Source organism: Neobacillus sp. B4I6, assembly GCF_050434045.1.
Classification (GTDB): Bacteria; Bacillota; Bacilli; order Bacillales; family Cytobacillaceae; genus Neobacillus.
The window spans coordinates 2,668,745-2,685,261 of sequence record NZ_JBNPWB010000002.1; the positions used below are offsets into that span (position 1 = coordinate 2,668,745).

15 protein-coding genes and 1 pseudogene are annotated in these 16,517 nt (G+C 39.5%); 3 read left to right on the forward strand and 13 right to left on the reverse strand.

What is annotated here, in order from left to right; all coding sequences use genetic code 11:
* Positions 1–130: 130 nt before the first annotated feature.
* Positions 131–694 carry a hypothetical protein gene (locus tag QF028_RS15260; RefSeq protein WP_429466631.1) on the forward strand — a complete coding sequence of 188 codons (564 nt, stop codon included), beginning with the start codon at positions 131–133 and terminating at the stop codon, positions 692–694.
* A gap of 376 nt (positions 695–1,070) precedes the next feature.
* Here the strand turns inward: QF028_RS15260 and QF028_RS15265 are convergent, their stop codons facing one another.
* Together QF028_RS15265 and gvpK are read right to left on the reverse strand one after the other, a co-directional pair.
* Entirely contained in the window at positions 1,071–1,451 is a 381-nt protein-coding gene (locus tag QF028_RS15265; protein WP_429466633.1) for a gas vesicle protein, read from the reverse strand.
* Entirely contained in the window at positions 1,412–1,639 is a 228-nt protein-coding gene (gene gvpK / locus QF028_RS15270) for a gas vesicle protein GvpK (RefSeq protein WP_429466635.1), read from the reverse strand. Before gvpK ends, QF028_RS15265 begins: the two co-directional genes overlap by 40 nt.
* Before the next feature lie 350 nt (positions 1,640–1,989).
* Between gvpK and adhP the strand changes: the two are divergent.
* A pseudogene (gene adhP / locus QF028_RS15275) lies at positions 1,990–3,002 on the forward strand (alcohol dehydrogenase AdhP).
* A 94-nt stretch (positions 3,003–3,096) separates the two neighbouring features.
* Here adhP and QF028_RS15280 read toward each other — a convergent pair.
* From QF028_RS15280 to QF028_RS15325, 10 genes are all read right to left on the reverse strand, one after another.
* A complete protein-coding gene (locus QF028_RS15280; RefSeq protein ID WP_429466637.1) occupies positions 3,097–4,545 on the reverse strand; it encodes a sigma-54-dependent transcriptional regulator in 1,449 nt (482 codons plus the stop codon).
* On the reverse strand, positions 4,542–5,306 hold the full coding sequence (locus QF028_RS15285) for a sensor histidine kinase (RefSeq protein WP_429466639.1): 765 nt from the start codon (positions 5,304–5,306) through the stop codon (positions 4,542–4,544). The genes QF028_RS15280 and QF028_RS15285 overlap by 4 nt, the downstream gene beginning before the upstream one ends.
* Before the next feature lie 46 nt (positions 5,307–5,352).
* Entirely contained in the window at positions 5,353–6,195 is an 843-nt protein-coding gene (locus tag QF028_RS15290; RefSeq protein WP_429466640.1) for a GAF domain-containing protein, read from the reverse strand.
* Between the two features lie 13 nt (positions 6,196–6,208).
* Entirely contained in the window at positions 6,209–7,357 is a 1,149-nt protein-coding gene (locus QF028_RS15295) for an iron-containing alcohol dehydrogenase (protein WP_429466642.1), read from the reverse strand.
* A 169-nt stretch (positions 7,358–7,526) separates the two neighbouring features.
* Positions 7,527–8,522, reverse strand: a complete 996-nt coding sequence (locus tag QF028_RS15300; protein WP_429466644.1) for an agmatinase family protein — start codon at positions 8,520–8,522, stop codon at positions 7,527–7,529.
* Complete coding sequence (gene hutI, locus QF028_RS15305) at positions 8,500–9,792, reverse strand: imidazolonepropionase (protein WP_429466646.1); 1,293 nt, start codon at positions 9,790–9,792, stop codon at positions 8,500–8,502. Before hutI ends, QF028_RS15300 begins: the two co-directional genes overlap by 23 nt.
* A 21-nt stretch (positions 9,793–9,813) precedes the next feature.
* Positions 9,814–11,487: a urocanate hydratase gene (gene hutU, locus QF028_RS15310; RefSeq protein WP_429466648.1), complete on the reverse strand. Its 1,674-nt coding sequence runs from the start codon at positions 11,485–11,487 to the stop codon at positions 9,814–9,816.
* Between the two features lie 253 nt (positions 11,488–11,740).
* The gene (locus tag QF028_RS15315; protein ID WP_429466650.1) at positions 11,741–12,019 is read right to left on the reverse strand and encodes a hypothetical protein; all 279 of its coding nucleotides are present in this window, start codon (positions 12,017–12,019) and stop codon (positions 11,741–11,743) included.
* 36 nt (positions 12,020–12,055) lie between these two features.
* The gene (locus tag QF028_RS15320; protein ID WP_429466652.1) at positions 12,056–13,564 is read right to left on the reverse strand and encodes a helix-turn-helix domain-containing protein; all 1,509 of its coding nucleotides are present in this window, start codon (positions 13,562–13,564) and stop codon (positions 12,056–12,058) included.
* A gap of 376 nt (positions 13,565–13,940) precedes the next feature.
* On the reverse strand, positions 13,941–14,522 hold the full coding sequence (locus QF028_RS15325; protein ID WP_429466654.1) for a TerD family protein: 582 nt from the start codon (positions 14,520–14,522) through the stop codon (positions 13,941–13,943).
* A 334-nt stretch (positions 14,523–14,856) separates the two neighbouring features.
* Here QF028_RS15325 and QF028_RS15330 point away from each other — a divergent pair, with 334 nt between their 5' ends.
* Entirely contained in the window at positions 14,857–15,231 is a 375-nt protein-coding gene (locus tag QF028_RS15330; protein WP_088086990.1) for a nucleotide excision repair endonuclease, read from the forward strand.
* A 70-nt stretch (positions 15,232–15,301) separates the two neighbouring features.
* Here the strand turns inward: QF028_RS15330 and QF028_RS15335 are convergent, their stop codons facing one another.
* Positions 15,302–16,333, reverse strand: coding sequence for an ATP-grasp domain-containing protein (locus tag QF028_RS15335; protein ID WP_215001909.1), 1,032 nt, complete (start codon positions 16,331–16,333; stop codon positions 15,302–15,304).
* Between the last annotated feature and the right edge of the window lie 184 nt (positions 16,334–16,517).

The window sequence follows — 16,517 nt, forward strand, 5'->3', positions numbered from 1 at the left end:
TTTATAGAATTAAAGAGAAAATATTTCCTTTTATGATGATATTAACACACTACATTTTTAGTCAAACGGCATAAGATATTAGGAAATTTCTGAGCTTATTACTAATTAAAACTAAAAAGGTGGTTAAATTATGAAGGAAAACATTAATGAAAATAGCGTACAGAATACGGGTAACAATTTAGAAAATCTCGCCAACAATTTACTAAAAAATCCAAATTCGCTTGATTTGGGATCATTAATTCAAATGGCAACAACTCTACTAAAAAACGATTCGCTCATGAATTCTGTTACGGAACTTAGTAAAAAAAATCAAAGCCCTGCGCATACTGAGTCAAACATTACTGAAAAACGGAAGAAAGTCACTAAGGATAATAGCGTACAGAAAACAGATAACAATGTAGCCAGGGATTCGCTTGATTTAAATTCTATCATGAAACAACTGGCAACAACTATGAAAAATGAGTCATTATTGAATTCAGTTACAGAACTAAGTAAAAAAAATCTAAACGCGACACTCCCAGTATCTACGGTTTCTGAAAAACAAGAAAATGTAGAGCTGGCATCTTTGTCTCAAAAACTAGAGAATATCACTAGTGATATTTTAGAGTTAAAAAAAGAACTAAAAGACGTAAAAGGACAAAATAGTGATATTATTAAATTACTCAAAAAAATATTGAAAAACAATAAAAAATAGTCATATTATAATTGAATACAATTCGCTTATCCCATTTCTAAACAATAAGAACCTTGAGAATATCAGGGTTTTTTTAATTAAGCTTACAAAGTCAAATACTTTTTAAAGTTTTAAGGTAACTCACATACACTTACCGAACTTTCTTTTTGATTACACACAAGGAAATTACAATAAAAAAGAAAGTGTCGACTCCACTTTCCTAAAATAAAATAACATTTAAATTTTATTCCTTATGTTTGCTTCGACACTTTTTCTTTTCGTTTTTCTTATTTTGTGAATCGTTTTTCTTATTTCGTGAGTCGTTTTTCTTATTTTGTGAGTCCTTTTTCTTCCCATTTTTTTTTGAATCAGTTTTTTCCACTTTTGTTATTTCTATTTACTCGTCCATCGTAGGCATTTCATCCGGCTGGTGTAAAATATTTTCATTAATTGGTTCAAGTAATGCTCCTTCTTCTAGAGGGAGTGCCTTTGTCTCAACAAGCTGTTCAATGTGATTGATTCTTTCAAGTAACAGGGCATGCTCTTTTTCAGCTAATCTGCCTTTAGAAGAATAGTATGGGTCCTTTTCCCACCAGTCCATTCCTATTTCTCTGGCCTTGTCTACAGAAGCTATTAGCAGTCTGATTTTAATGGTTAACAAGTCGACGTCTGCTAACGATACTTTAATATCCCCTGCAATAACCACTCCTTTATCATGTATATTTTCTAATACTTCAATCAAATTCGATGATGATTGTGATGGGTGTTGGATGGGCATAATCTCTCTCCTATCAGCTGGTTTAAAGAGTTTTTCCCCAATGGTCCCAATTCTATATTGAGATCTTCTGTTTCTAAACCAAAAATGATTTTTAATTCTTCCATTTTTTCTTCAAGCCTCATCAAAGTTAAGCCTAATTCCTCTAATCTTGGAATGGACAAGTGTGTGCTATGGGCTTTCCATATCATTTAAATTATTATTTAGGACAAAACTGAAAAAGCTAATGTCCACCCGGGGTGGACATTAGCTTAAAAGTGTCTTTTTGCGGTGCCTGACACCATAAAGTAACTCTGTGAATACACGATGACGAAAAATTGTTTTCGGTTTGCCGTCTTAACGGCTGTATTATGCCGATTTTTCGGCCCATTATTTGTAAATTGTGATTTTTCTTGGTAATGAAAGCACTTTACTAGTTGGCACGATTATTGCATTTTCTTAATGTGAATACGATTTACAAGGGAGATGGGATGTAATGTGTACGACTGAGAATCAAAGCGGTGTAGTTCTAGTAAATGAAACCCAACAAGGAACGAGAATGATGAAGGCAGCCGTTGTTAATGAGCATCATCAAAAGCTCGAAATTAAAGAAGTACCTATTCCAGAATTAGAGTATGGCGAAATACTAGTGAAAATTAAAGCCTTGGCGTCTGTCATACTGATCTTCACGCTGTGAATGGGGATTGGCCAGTAAAGCCTAAGCTTCCACTAATTCCTGGTCATGAAGGTGTTGGTATCGTCGAAAAAGTGGCAGAAGGGGTAACTTCCATTAAAGTAGGCGATCGTGTTGGTATTCCGTGGCTTTATTCTGCCTGTGGCGAATGCGAATATTGCTTAACAGGACGTGAGACACTGTGCTTGGCACAGGAAAATGCTGGCTACTCTGTCGATGGCGGTTATGCTGAATATTGCAAAGCACCGGCAAACTATGTGGTGAAAATTCCTGATGGGCTTGATTTCCATGAAATCTCGCCAATCTTTTGCGCAGGAGTTACTACCTATAAAGCATTAAAAGTTTCCAATGCGAAGCCTGGTGATTGGGTGGCTATTTATGGAATTGGCGGTCTAGGACACGTGGCCCTTCAATATGCAAAAGCAATGGGATTCAATGTTATTGCGGTAGATATTCAAGATGATAAGCTAGAACTTGCAACCGAATTAGGAGCAGATCAAACGATTAATGGATTAAGAGTCGACCCTGTGGAAGAAATTAATAGTCTTGTCGGTGGAGTTCAGGCCGCCGTTAGTGTTGCCGTTACAAAGAAAGCCTTCGAACAAGCATATGGTTCTGTAAAAAGAGGCGGTACATTAGTAGTCGTTGGTCTCCCAAATGCTGACCTGCCAATCCCTATCTTTGATACAGTATTAAATGGTGTAACGGTCAAAGGCTCGATTGTAGGTACACGAAAAGATTTACAAGAAGCGATTGAATTCGCAGCACAAGGTAAAGTACGAACCAATATTGAGGTTCAGCCGCTTGAAAAAATAAACGAAGTATTCGAACGGATGGAAACTGGCCAAATTAACGGCCGAGTTGTCCTAACCTTGGAATAGCCTTACAGGGAAATAAATTAAAGGAGAGGCCCACGACGAATAGTTTTCATCGTAGGCCTTTTTGTATGCAAGCTGTAGGTTCTAAACATTCTTACTAATCTATTTTACTGCTTTCACTTTTTTCATTTAAAAGATATCGGAGTTTCCTCATCGTTATTTGTAATCGTTTGGCTGTTTCCCTCCTATTACCATGAGTCTCCTTTAATGTTCTTTTTATAAACGCCTTACCTACTTGTGACTCCAATTGTTTGATTTGCGCCAAGACTTCCTCCAAATCAATTTCTTCCTTTTGTTCGAAAGCTGATAAAGTTTTTTCGACCCAGCTTTGCAAAAAACCTTCCATATGTAGTTCAAGTTCTTCTTGTTCTATCGGTTTCATCGGAGTTCCTCCATTCATAGCTAATGGAAGGTTGGACGGTGTGATGATCGCATCGGCCGAATCTGACAGAGTCACCACCCTTGTAACGAAATTTGAAAGTTCGCGAATATTCCCGGGCCACCTATAGCCCTGTAGCACCTTTAGTGCATCTTCCGAAAATGTGATCGAATTGTTTGTGTGCCGCTGTAATAAATGTTGTATCAAAAGAGGGATATCCTCTTTTCTTTCTCTTAAGGGTGGCACGATTAAATGAACCACATTCAAACGATAAAAAAGATCTTCTCTAAAGTTCTTCTGCCGAACGGCTTCTAGGAGGTTTACGTTTGATGCAGCTACTAATCGGGTGTTGGTATGCAGTGTATTCTCGCTTCCCACTCGCATAAATTCTCTTGTTTCAAGAACCCGAAGTAACTTTACCTGTATGGACTGTGTTGCCTCAGCCACTTCATCAAGGAATAATGTTCCTTTGCTAGCAATTTCAAATAGACCTTTCCGCTGATGAGATGCCCCCGTAAAGGCCCCCTTCTCGTGACCAAACAGCTCGCTTTCTAATAACGATTCCGTAATAGCGCCACAATTCACTCCAATAAAGGGCTCGTTATTTCGTTGACTTGCCTCGTGAATAAAGCGCGCCAATACCTCTTTTCCTGTTCCAGTTTCACCCTCTATTAAAACAATTACATTTTTCCCGGCTACTTTATATGCTGTTTCTATTAATTGATTCATTTCAGGGTTTTTTCCAATAATCAACCCTATTTTATTAGCTAGATCGTTGATATGCTGCTGGGAAGTGCTGCCTGTCGAAATTAACAGCTGATCAATTTGTTTTTCCAATAAATCAATATCATCGAACGGTTTTTCGATATAATCACTTGCTCCTGATTTTATCGCTTCCACCGCCGTGTGAATGGTACTGTACCCCGTCATTATTACGACTTTACATCGGGGCTGCTGTTTTTTCAATTCCTTCAGGAGTGTTAACCCGTCTGCATCTGGTAGCTTTAAATCAATCATTGCTACATGGAAGTTGCTCTTTGAAAAATCGATGTTGGAGAACTCTTTCCCGCTATTAACTACCTTGACGTTATAGCCTTTCGATTTAAAAAGATGGGACAGGAAGTTTCCAACCTCGATTTCATCATCTACTATTAATAGATTTGTCATCCTCCGACCTCCAACTCTTGAGACAGCGGCAATGGTAGTCGTAACGTGAAGGTACTACCTGTTTTGACGGTGCTGCTCACTTCGAGTGTACCTCCATGGGCATTAGCGATTCCGAAACTTACTGAAAGACCAAGGCCGGTACCCTTTTCTGCTTCTTTTGTTGTGTGAAATGGATGGAAAATTTCAGATAATCTATTATCCTCAATCCCAATTCCATTATCTTTGATGATTAATTGCACTTCATCTTCTTGTTGAGAGGTGATGATCGTAATTTCTTTTTTTGTTTTATCGGCGAGCTCTAAAGCGTCTCTCGCATTTAAAATTAGATTAATAATGATTTGTTCTATTTGCTGCTGACTCCCCTCAATTTCAGGGAGGTCCTCATCCAGTTTAAGTGTTATCATAATTTCATTTTTTTCTAATTGGTATCTTAGTAAATTAAGAACTTGGTTTATTCCATCGTTTAATGAAAAAGATCCAAATATGTACTCATCCTGACGGGAAAAAGTCAGTAAACTTTTAATTATTCGCTTACAGCGGTCCCCGCAGTTTTTTATATCGTTTAAAAGGGGGTACGAAGGGTCATCTTTTTCTTTATTCCTTAACAGAAGCTGGGAATTACCAAGAATAGCAGTTAACGGACTATTTAATTCATGAGCTATGCCCGCCGCCATTTCGCCAATCGCTGCAAGCTTACCAGAATGGAGAAGCTGTGCCTCCATTTTTCGTTTTTCCGTTACGTCTTTTAAATAAAGAATCACGCCGTACACCTGGTGTTGATGATTTTGGACCGGATAGGTATACGTTTCACCCAATGGCGTTATTTTTAAAATAAATATCTCTATATCCAGGCATTTGGGACCGAAACGTTTCGTCTATAATCGACTTACATTCTTTCCTCAAAAGAGCAAAAGATGGAGAAAGCTCGTTGTATGGAAAGAAATATCGAACAGAATCATTATATTGAAGGACATTTAGATTTTTATCAAAAACAATTATCATATCATCTACTGCTTTAAAGGTATCCTCCCATTGCTGCTTACCGCGGACTACTTCATGGTACAACTGGGTATTTTCAATACTGACAGCAAGATGGTCGGTCAATTGTTCGAGAAATACCAGGTCATCGATACCCCACTCAGATGGATCCTGCCGTCCGATACTTAAAACACCGATGCCCTTATTTTTTATAAAAATAGGCAGGACGATGACATTATGTATATCAAGGTCAAGCAAATATTCTTTTTCAAAAAAGACATCACTAGTGTTAAGCAATTGTTGAAAAATGATCTGTTTGTTTAACAATACAGACCAATACAGAGACAGTCGGTTCGGTATCGCAGAGTTAATTTTCAACCCACGGCTGCCTTCAGGATAGACATTGGTCAAAACGAGTTCATGATTTCTTAATAAGAATAAACTCAACCGGTCACAGTTCAACAGCACTTTTAATCTATCTAATACATTTTGGAGCATTTCATCTAATGACATGTCTATTTTCATACTTTTCATTACTTCATTAATAATTTCCAGTTGAATGTTCTTTTTTCTTAATTGCTCAACGGTTGTTTTCAACTCGGTATAATAGTTTTTTTTCGATGATTTAACTCCTGTTAAGAGTGCAATCATTTCCTGTTTATCTTCAAGCACCGGGTTCACCTTCTTACAATGCATTTTTTAGAAGTGTCTTTACTTGTTCGAGATTGACATCGCGGGGATTGGTAATCATACATGCATCATTTAATGCCATTTGCCCAGCCCAATCAATCATATCCTCCGTTATCCCAACATCTCTTAACCTTTGTGGCGCACCGATATCAGCAGCCAAGTCTCTGACAAATTGAATGGAAGCATTTCCTGCATCACGCTCTGACAAACCTCTTCTGTCAAATCCCATAATAGCTGCTATATCAGAAAAACGTTCCGGCGCAGCAATAAAATTAAAATCCATTACATAAGGAAGTAAAACGGCATTGATTTCACCATGGGAAATCGGCAACTTTCCGCCAATAGCATGTGAAATGGCATGTGCAGCACCAAGAATGGCGTTGGAAAAAGCAAGTCCTGCCTGTAAACTCGCCATAGCCATTGCTTCCTTTGCTTCTTCATTCGTCTTCGAAGCCACCGAGGGTCGTAAAAATTTTGAGACCAGGGAAAGGGCATTTTTTGCCTGCACATCTGTTAGTGGTGTAGCAGCCGTGCTGACATAGGCTTCGATTGCATGCGTAAGAACATCCAAACCCGTTGCAGCAGTGAGGCTGCTGTCTTTTGTAACCAGCGTTAAGGGGTCAACAATGGCAATATCAGGGACCAATGTTTTGGAGATGATGCTCATTTTCTTTCCCCGCTTCGAATCGACGATGACAGAGAATTGAGAAACCTCAGAGCCTGAGCCAGCAGTAGTCATTATCATTACCATCGGTGGAAGAGGACGTTCTATTTTATCAACCCCTTCATAATCGCTGATTTGGCCGCCGTTCGTAGCAAGTATGGCAATAGCCTTTGCCGAATCTAATGCACTACCCCCACCCAAACCAATGATTGCATCACATTCATTTTCAATATAAGCCCGACACCCCTTTACTACATCGGTATCCTTTGGATTTATTGTGACATCCATATAGGTCGCATACGGCAGATCTGACTCTTTGCATATAGAAATTACCTTATCGAGCCAACCCGCATTGGCAACCCCGTAATCGCTTACAATCAATACCTTTTTTGCCCCTAGCCGTAAGCAGGCATCCCCAGCCTGTTTAATAGAGTTCTTTCCAAAAATAATCTCAGGCGTAACAAATTTACTAATATGCAAAACTACCATCCCCAAAAAGTTATTCTTAACTAATAAATTTTACGTGAATAAGCCAAAGTCCTTTAATTTCCCTAAATTATTTGGAGATTAACCTAAAAAAGCCAATGTCCACCCGGGGTGGACATTGGCAGGAAAGTGTCTTTTTGTGGTGCCTGACACCATTAATTGTCTAGCGAAGCATTACTCCTGTAAGAAAGGTTAGAAATACGTGTGTGCCGAGTTTTACTGTTGGCTGTATATGTGTGTCTTTTAGTGGGTCAAGGCAGACGATGTCCATTGCTTTGACTTTTGGATGTTTAGCTGCCGCAAGTACCCCATCCAAAAGTTCTGCTGTTGTCATGCCCCCCGGCGTTGAGGCCGGTACCCCTGGAGCATAGGCAATATCAAGAACATCCATATCGACTGTTAAATAAATGGTATCCACCTTCGCAGCGAGCGCATCTAAACAGGCAACAACCGTTTCTTCAATCCCCTTTTTTCTTGTTTCCCGAAGCGTGAAATAGTTGACACCTTTTTCATCGGCATAGTTCTTCAAATCTTTTGTATTAAAAAATCCATGGAGGCCGATGTTGTACATATTACTACCCTCAACTACTCCGCTTTCAATTAAGTTCCGCATTGGAGTCCCATTGGACGGGCCGTTATCGGTCATATCCCTTAAATCAAAATGAGTATCAAACTGCAGGATGCCAATTTTTTCATCAGGTCTCACTTGATGCAGACCTTTGACCATCATCGCTGTTATCGAATGATCACCGCCAATTGCACACACCTTTGAGGTATCAAAATGTTGATGAAGGGCAGCAGATGCTTCGATGATATTGTCATGACACCGCTGGATATTCGTGACATGCATCGGCACATCACCAACATCCACAGCAGTCATTTCCGACAAATCGATATCCTCATCAAGGTTATAAGTAGTAAAACTTCGCCACGAGCGGCGGAATGCCTCAGGAAATTCCGAGGCACCCGAAGCACTAATCGATGAGCGAGACAGCGGAACACCGACGATAACAAAGTCGGCGTCCTTGCTTTTTTCAGGATCCGAGGCAGCAGTTAGTGGTTGGATCCACTCGTGAACCTTCGCAACCTCTGCCCCTTCATCAGGTCTCACCCATATAAAACTTGGTGGATTCAGTTTAGGATAGAGAAAGCTCTTCAACTAACTGACCTCCCCTTACAACCACCTGCCCATTTTTCACGACTGTATCCGTATGATTCACGCCATAAGAGTATTGCAATTTCATATAATTCCCAACGTTAAAAATCGTAACATCTGCTTTTTTGCCGACCTCTAAACTGCCAATCTCTTTCCCGCGATTAATGGCATGTGCAGCATTAATCGTCGTGGCCGTAATCACCTCAGCCGGTGTCATCCCCATTTTTAAACAGCCTAGATTCATAATGAATGGCAGCGAAACCGTTGGTGATGAGCCGGGATTACAATCTGTCGAAAGTGCCACCGGTACACCCAAATCTACCATTTTACGGCCATTTGCAGACTCCGCCATTAAAAAGTAAGCTGTTCCTGGAAGCAACACGCCAACTACGCCTTTTTCAGCCATTGCTTTCATGCCTTTTTCCGAAGCTTTTAAGAGATGGTCTGCAGAAATTGCGCCTACCTCGGCCGCAAGTTCAGCCCCCTCATAAGGCTCAATTTCATCCGCATGAATCTTAGGAATCAAGCCATATTTTCTACCTGCTTCAAGAATCTGCTTCGATTGCTCCGGTGTAAACACACCCTGTTCACAAAAAACATCATTGAATTCGGCAAGACCAAGTTCTGCTACCTTTGGAATCATTTCGTCAATCAGCAATCTTACAAACTCATCAGGATTTTGTTTGTACTCTTTCGGTACAGCGTGGGCTCCCATGAATGTTGAAATAACATCAATCACATGCTTGTCATTAAGCTGTTTGGCCACTTCCAGCTGCTTTAGTTCCGTTTCCCATTCCATTCCGTAGCCACTTTTCGCTTCAACTGTTGTGACACCGTGGCGCAGGAATTGATTCAAGCGCTCATAGCTTTCTTGAAAAAGTTCTTCATGTGTCGCGGACTGTGTCCGTCTAGTCGTCGCATAGATTCCACCGCCACTGTTCATGATTTCCATATAAGTAGCACCTTGAAGACGCATGTTAAACTCATTTTCCCTGCTGCCTGCAAAAACAACATGTGTATGTGGATCAACAAGTCCTGGAGTTACGAGTTTACCACTCGCATCCACCACTTCTGCCTCATCAATGCGACCAGCATATTTTTCAAAAAGCTCAATATCCGTTCCAACAGCCTGAATCACTCCGTCTTCCATCCAAACACTGCCATTCTCAATAATGCCAAGTTCAGACATCGCGCCCTTTACAAGAGGAGCATCGGAACTCCCTTGTAACGTCACGAGTTGAGAGGCATTTCTGATAAAAATTGGTGTACTCATTAATCTACCATCCTCTCAGTCTTAGTCTTGCTTAAGCATTGGCATTTTGATGCCCTTCTCTTTTGCTGTTTTAATAGCAATCTCATACCCTGCATCGGCATGACGAACCACACCCATGCCAGGATCCGTGGTTAATACCCGCTCAAGACGCACTTCCGCATCCTTTGTACCATCCGCAACAATTACCATACCGGAATGTTGAGAGTAACCCATGCCAACCCCGCCGCCATGGTGTAAGGAAACCCAGCTCGCGCCGCCAACAGCATTAATCATCGCATTTAAAATCGGCCAGTCGGAAACTGCATCACTGCCGTCTCTCATGGCTTCTGTTTCACGATTTGGCGATGCTACAGAACCTGCATCTAAGTGGTCACGTCCAATAACGATTGGTGCCGATACTTCTCCGGAAGCAACCATATTATTGATAACTTTACCAAAGCGAGCACGATCACCATATCCAAGCCAGCAAATCCGCGCAGGAAGACCTTGGAAGCTAATTTTTTCCTGTGCCATTTTTACCCATTTGCATAGATGTTCATCATCTTTGAACTCGCGAAGCAAGGCATCATCAATTTTGCGAATATCCTCAGGATCTCCTGAAAGTGCTGCCCAGCGGAATGGACCTTTTCCTTCGCAGAATAATGGACGGATGTAGGCTGGAACGAAGCCTGGGAAATCAAATGCGTTTTCCACACCTTCATCCTTCGCTACTTGACGAATGTTGTTACCGTAGTCAAACGTGACCGCACCTTTTTGTTGCATCGTCAGCATAGCCTTCACATGTACAGCCATGCTTTGTTTTGAAAGATCTACATACTTAGTAGGATCTTCTTTTCGTAATGCAGCCGCTTCTTCTAATGTAAAACCAACTGGAACATAGCCATTTAGCGGGTCGTGTGCAGAAGTTTGATCCGTTAATACATCTGGATTAAAGCCTTTTTCAATCATGATTGGTAAAATTTCTGCTGCATTACCTAATAAACCAATTGATAATGCTTTACCTGCGACCTTAGCTTCTTGAGCCATTTTTAATGCTTCCTCAAGGTCATTTGTTTTAATATCAAGGTAAGCGGTTTCAATGCGGCGGTCGATTCTTGTCTCATCCACATCGATTGCGATACATACCCCATCGTTCATTGTTACGGATAAAGGCTGTGCTCCACCCATGCCGCCTAGTCCTGCTGTTAGCGTGATGGTATGTTTTAATGTTCCTCCGAACTCCTGACGGGCAAGCTCGGCAAACGTTTCATACGTTCCCTGCACTATTCCTTGGCTGCCAATATAAATCCAGCTTCCAGCGGTCATTTGCCCATACATCATCAGGCCCTTTTTATCTAACTCGTGGAAATGCTCCCAATTCGCCCAAGCTGGAACCAGGTTGGAGTTAGCGAGCAACACACGCGGTGCATCCTTATGCGATTTCCAAACAGCCACAGGCTTACCGGATTGTATCATTAACGTTTCGTCATTCTCCAATTCTAGCAGCGTTTTCACGATAGCATCATAGGACTCCCAGTTCCGGGCTGCCTTGCCAATTCCGCCATAAACGACTAAATCCTCCGGTCTTTCGGCAACCTCTTGATCCAGATTGTTCATTAGCATGCGCAGTGCCGCTTCCTGGATCCAGCCCTTTGCATGTAATTCAGTACCTTTATAATTTTTAATAACTCTTGAATTCGTTGTGTTTGTTTCCATTGTTTCCACTCCCTTTTTGTTTTAGGTCTATTTTTATTATAAAAATAAAATCTTCTGAAAAATACGAATGGAACATTAGATAATAGATAATATTTGTAGTTTGTACTAGATTTTTTTTAGATAGTTCGTCCTTATAACCATAATATCTTTATAAATTAGATATTATCTTTAGGTTTGATTACATAAAAAATAACCCAATCACTTTCCTGATGGGTCCAATACTGGCTTAATTTTAAGGAACACAAACAAAGTATTAATTTTTATTTTGGAGGGCAGCATGTGCCCTATGTTCTTCATCTTTTTTCACAAAAATATCATATTGTGCTTGATCCTTAAACCCAGCGTCATTCCGAAAATTCACAGGAGTTTTGATTTTATATTTAACGCCTGCAGCATTTAACTTAGCAATAATCATAAAATATTGATCATGTCCAAACGCCGTGTAAACCAGCTGCCATTTTCTATTGAAATACAATTGAAGTAAAGAAAATAACAGGTAGCATAAAACCAGAATACTAATTACCGTCTTCAATTTTCCCCACCTCTCCCAAAATAAATTTAACAAAAATCAGTCTGTCTCCCTCTCGTTTTTAAACATATTTACTGTATTCATGCGAAATTCTCTTGGTGAAGTACCTACAAATTCCTTAAACATCCGGCTAAAATAATTTGAATTTTGATAGCCTGCAAGGTCTGAAATTTCTTGAATCGGTTTGTTCGTTTCAATCAGTAACCGTTTCGCTTCCTTCATTCTTATGGCAGTCAATACTTCTGTAAAGCTCGAACCAGTTTTAGTGTTCATCATATGGCTGAAATAGGAAGGATTTCGGTCAACATACTGCGCCACATCTTCAAGCCTGAGCGAACTATTGGAAAAATGAGTCTCCATATAGGATATGCCACGTTCAATCGGATCTTGTTTTTTTCTGGGGCTGCTCTCTGCACCTATAAACAATTTTTGAATAAATAAGATGAGATTTTGAACTGTACGATAAAGAACCTTATCGTACAAAATTGAATTGAAAATATAGCGGTACTCTCGTTCATAACTTTGGTCCTCGTCTAAATTATTGGTCTTCATAAACCTTCTAACCTGGGCGAGTATACTCGTAAGCTGGATTCTAACCAATCCTGGATCAGGAAATGGTTCTTGTAATTGTAAAAATTCCTCGTACAGCCACTTCTTTATTTTTTCTAAATCGGTATTTGTCAGCATGTCGACCCATGCTCTCTGTTCAGGAGGGGCTAAAAAAGGGTCAATATGTACCCATTCTGGTAAGTGTTCAAATTCAGCTACTTGGCGATAGCCTTTATAATAGGTGAACTCCAGCATTTTTCGGGTTTGGAAGTATTGTTGATTCAAGCTCATTGCCGAAGAATTTCCTTTATGGACAACGATGGCAAGAGGGTCAGAAAATTCCTCCTCCCATTTTCTCATCGCTTTTTGAAACTGCTCTATTAACTGATGAGCCGTTTCCTTAAACAAAATCACAACCATATCGTCCATTGCGAATATACCTTGGACACCCTTGAACGGAAATTCTCTTAAGAAAGAATGCAATGAACGTATCATACCGATACTTTCCGTTTGAAAAGCGGCCATATGAAAATTTTCTGATAAAGATGGTTGAGAAATAAATAAAGCTTCATAAGAAATGTCCTTATATGTTTTAGGACTAAGAATTCCGTCTACCTGATTTTTGGTTCCAAGTTTTCGTGCGGATTTTTGGAAAGCAGATGTAACCTTTGTTGCTGACAAAGGTTTAACCATTAAATCTAACGCTTGCATGTCAATGGCAAGGCGAGCTTTTTCAAAGGTTCCTTCTGCGGTAGTTAACAGGAGGACTGGGTCATAGATTTGCATCAGGTCGCGAAAGGTTGTCCAAACCTCCTTGGAGATCATATCAAGTTCGATTAAAACAACGTCTGGCCTCTCTTGTTCAAACCTAACTACAAATTCCTGGTAATTAGAAGCTAATAATATGTTTGTGACAGGGATGGAAGTCGTTTTCAACAGCCATTTTAATCCTTCACGTTCATTTAAATCGCGATCGGCAATCAGCCATTTTCCTTCCATCGTAATGTCCCTCTTTCGTTCGTATTTCTTTTAATGTTCTGGCTGGTCCAAAAAAGCAAATATATTGAGTTATACAACCCAAATGATTGCAAAAATAATCGAAAGATCCTGTGTTTTAAACAAAAATTTCAAATAAAATCCATTATCAAATCAAAATAAAATAGTTAACTCCACAATACCTCAAACCAAAAACCCTGTCCATTTAGATAGTTATAAACACTTCCAACAAACAAATTCGACTTTGTCCGCGCCTGGCGTACAAAACAACCAAATGTCTTTTTACGGTGCCTGACACCACGCATATGACGCCACACTCTAAACAAAAAAAGGACAAAATGGTCAATTGACCTTTTTGTCCTTTTTTGTTTTCACCATCTTAGCCTACGTTTAGTCCGAAGTCTGTTGCGATGCGTGCTAGTCCACCTTGGTAGCCAGAACCTACAGCTGAGAATTTCCACTCTCCATTGTGTCGGTATAATTCACCTACAATGATGGCAGTTTCAACGGAGAAATCCTCCCCTAAATCATAGCGAATGATTTCTTGGTTTGTATCTTCGTTTACGATTCGGCAGAATGCATTAGAAACCTGTCCAAAATTCTGACCGCGTGATTCTGCATCATGAATAGTAATAACAAACGAGATTTTCTCCACTTGAGTAGGAACAGCGCTAAGATTTACTTTTACTTGCTCATCATCCCCATCGCCTTCTCCCGTGCGGTTATCACCTGTATGTACCACGGAACCATTTCCGCCCTCTAGCTGGTTGTAAAACACAAAATCCTTTTCAGAAGTCACTTTTCCATTTGCTCCTAATAAGAATATACTTGCATCTAAATCGAAATCTTTCCCGCCGTCATAACGATTTGTATCCCAGCCAAGACCAACAACAACTTTCGTTAAACCAGGATTTGTTTTTGTTAAATCAACCTTTTGCCCTTTAGACAATGAAATAGCCATAAAAACACCCTTTCTAATCTTAATATTTTATATCACCTTCTATTATAAATAGAAAGTTCATAACAATCGAATCCTACCAAGAATTATTTACCTTGCGAACATAATTAAATCAGCAAAATTACAACACTTTCCTTAAGTTTACAAAAATAAGGAATATTTTTCTACCATTATTTATTCACTCTAATAAATTCAAAAGAGATCCTGTATAACTGGTTTTGAGGACTGAAAAATGGTTAAAATAAGAAAGTCAATTCTATTAACAAAAGTTTGTGCTATAATGAACTGTTAGCAAAACGGGGACACCGTTTATTTTAAGCAAGGAGCGATTTTCTTAATGATAAAAATTGAAATACCTAATCCTGATATAGTGATTACGAAAAAGAACCAAGTTGGAGAAAAAATTGAGGCGCCGCTAAGCAGCGTTTATGGTTTTACTGATTACAATAAGATCCCAAGAGACAAAGGCGGGATTATTTTATTTTCAAACGCAAATGACGAATTACTATTTGTAGGAAAAGCAAGGAAGTTGCGCCCTCGTGTAAAAAGACATTTTGAAGATACTGTTTCGCCGATCAAATTACATCGTGATGAAGTTTATCGGATTGCAGTATGTGTTGTGGAAGATCCGATGGAGAGAGAAATTTATGAAACCTTTATCATTAATACACTACACGCAAAATACAATATCGATAAAGTTTTTTATAAATAATCTTCCTAATAGTGAAAAGAGCAGGTCGATACAAAAAAACCTGCTCTTTTCTTTGGCTTTGCTTGTTCAATTAACTAATATCGCCATATTTCAGAATCATTTCCTTCTCAATATGACTTGCTCGAATTCCAAACCTAGGTTTGACTACTTCCACCTCTTCACCAAGTAAAACCTTGATGGCTTGATATGGCAAGTTAATCCCTGACAAGCAACTAATGTGCATTCCCCCGCTCATTCGCGGATTAATCTCCAACAGTTTCGGCTCACCAAAGTTGTTGTATTTTACCTGAATATTGAATACATATGGCAATTTAAACTCTTGGTGAAAATCGTGTGCTAATTTAATGAGTTCCGCCTGTTCCACAAGCTCCCTGACTCTTCCATCCCCCTTCATTCGAGGAATAGCAGCATACAATTCATCATGGGACGATAAACAATCAATACTATATTCTCTTCCCTCTAGAAATTCCAACACCATTAAGTCAGGGAATGTATCTTGCTGGCTCAAAATTTCGCAGGCATGGGCATAGGGAATACGGAAACCAATTCCATGATTGAAAAACTGGTCAATGGACACGATTTGGTCTATTATGACCCGAAATCCATTGGCACCTTCACCAATCACTGGTTTAAAACAAACCGTATGTCCTTTTTCCTTGAGTTTTTCATACGCCCTCTTAAAATCCTCAACATTATTGACGACATAATAGTCCGGAATCAAAAAGTTTGCTGCTCCGTTGGATAAAAGGCGATAGGTATCTGCTTTATTATCCATTGTCCCCATTAACTTTGCTTCAGGGCAAACTAGCACTTTAACACCCAAAGCCTCAAAGTCACTTAGTCTTTTTGAGATGAGGACATTTTCTTTCCTTGGGACAAAAATATCGATCCCATGCTTCTGACAAAACTCAAGACAAAAACCAATATATTCTTCACCAGATATATCTGGCTCGACAAAGGCGTAATCACAATTTTGTAAATAAAGGGCATCTTTGTTCGGATGTGTCCCATAAATGATAAAGTTCCGCTTATCTTCATTGAACCGGATCATATCAATATAATGGGAAACCGTTGTAAACCATCTGTTAAACCAAATCTTCATTTTAATCCTCTTTCTTTTTGTATTAAGACCTCTTTCATTATAGTCATTCATGCTTATTTTTATAAGCAAAATTTGACAAAAAAAATCATGCCAAATTGGAATGTGTCGAAAAAATTTATCCGACAGGTTCTTTTTCGGCAATAAAAAAACGTTCTGCAAAAGCAGCAACGTTCAAATATCTCGA

Coding starts and splice junctions, on each gene's coding strand:
- QF028_RS15260 (WP_429466631.1), top strand. CDS start 131: ATGAAGGAAAACATTAATGAAAATAGCGTACAGAATACGGGTAACAAT.
- QF028_RS15265 (WP_429466633.1), bottom strand. CDS start 1,451: ATGCCCATCCAACACCCATCACAATCATCATCGAATTTGATTGAAGTA.
- gvpK (WP_429466635.1), bottom strand. CDS start 1,639: ATGATATGGAAAGCCCATAGCACACACTTGTCCATTCCAAGATTAGAG.
- QF028_RS15280 (WP_429466637.1), bottom strand. CDS start 4,545: ATGACAAATCTATTAATAGTAGATGATGAAATCGAGGTTGGAAACTTC.
- hutI (WP_429466646.1), bottom strand. CDS start 9,792: ATGAGTACACCAATTTTTATCAGAAATGCCTCTCAACTCGTGACGTTA.
- hutU (WP_429466648.1), bottom strand. CDS start 11,487: ATGGAAACAAACACAACGAATTCAAGAGTTATTAAAAATTATAAAGGT.
- QF028_RS15320 (WP_429466652.1), bottom strand. CDS start 13,564: ATGGAAGGAAAATGGCTGATTGCCGATCGCGATTTAAATGAACGTGAA.
- QF028_RS15325 (WP_429466654.1), bottom strand. CDS start 14,522: ATGGCTATTTCATTGTCTAAAGGGCAAAAGGTTGATTTAACAAAAACA.
- QF028_RS15330 (WP_088086990.1), top strand. CDS start 14,857: ATGATAAAAATTGAAATACCTAATCCTGATATAGTGATTACGAAAAAG.
- QF028_RS15335 (WP_215001909.1), bottom strand. CDS start 16,333: ATGAAGATTTGGTTTAACAGATGGTTTACAACGGTTTCCCATTATATT.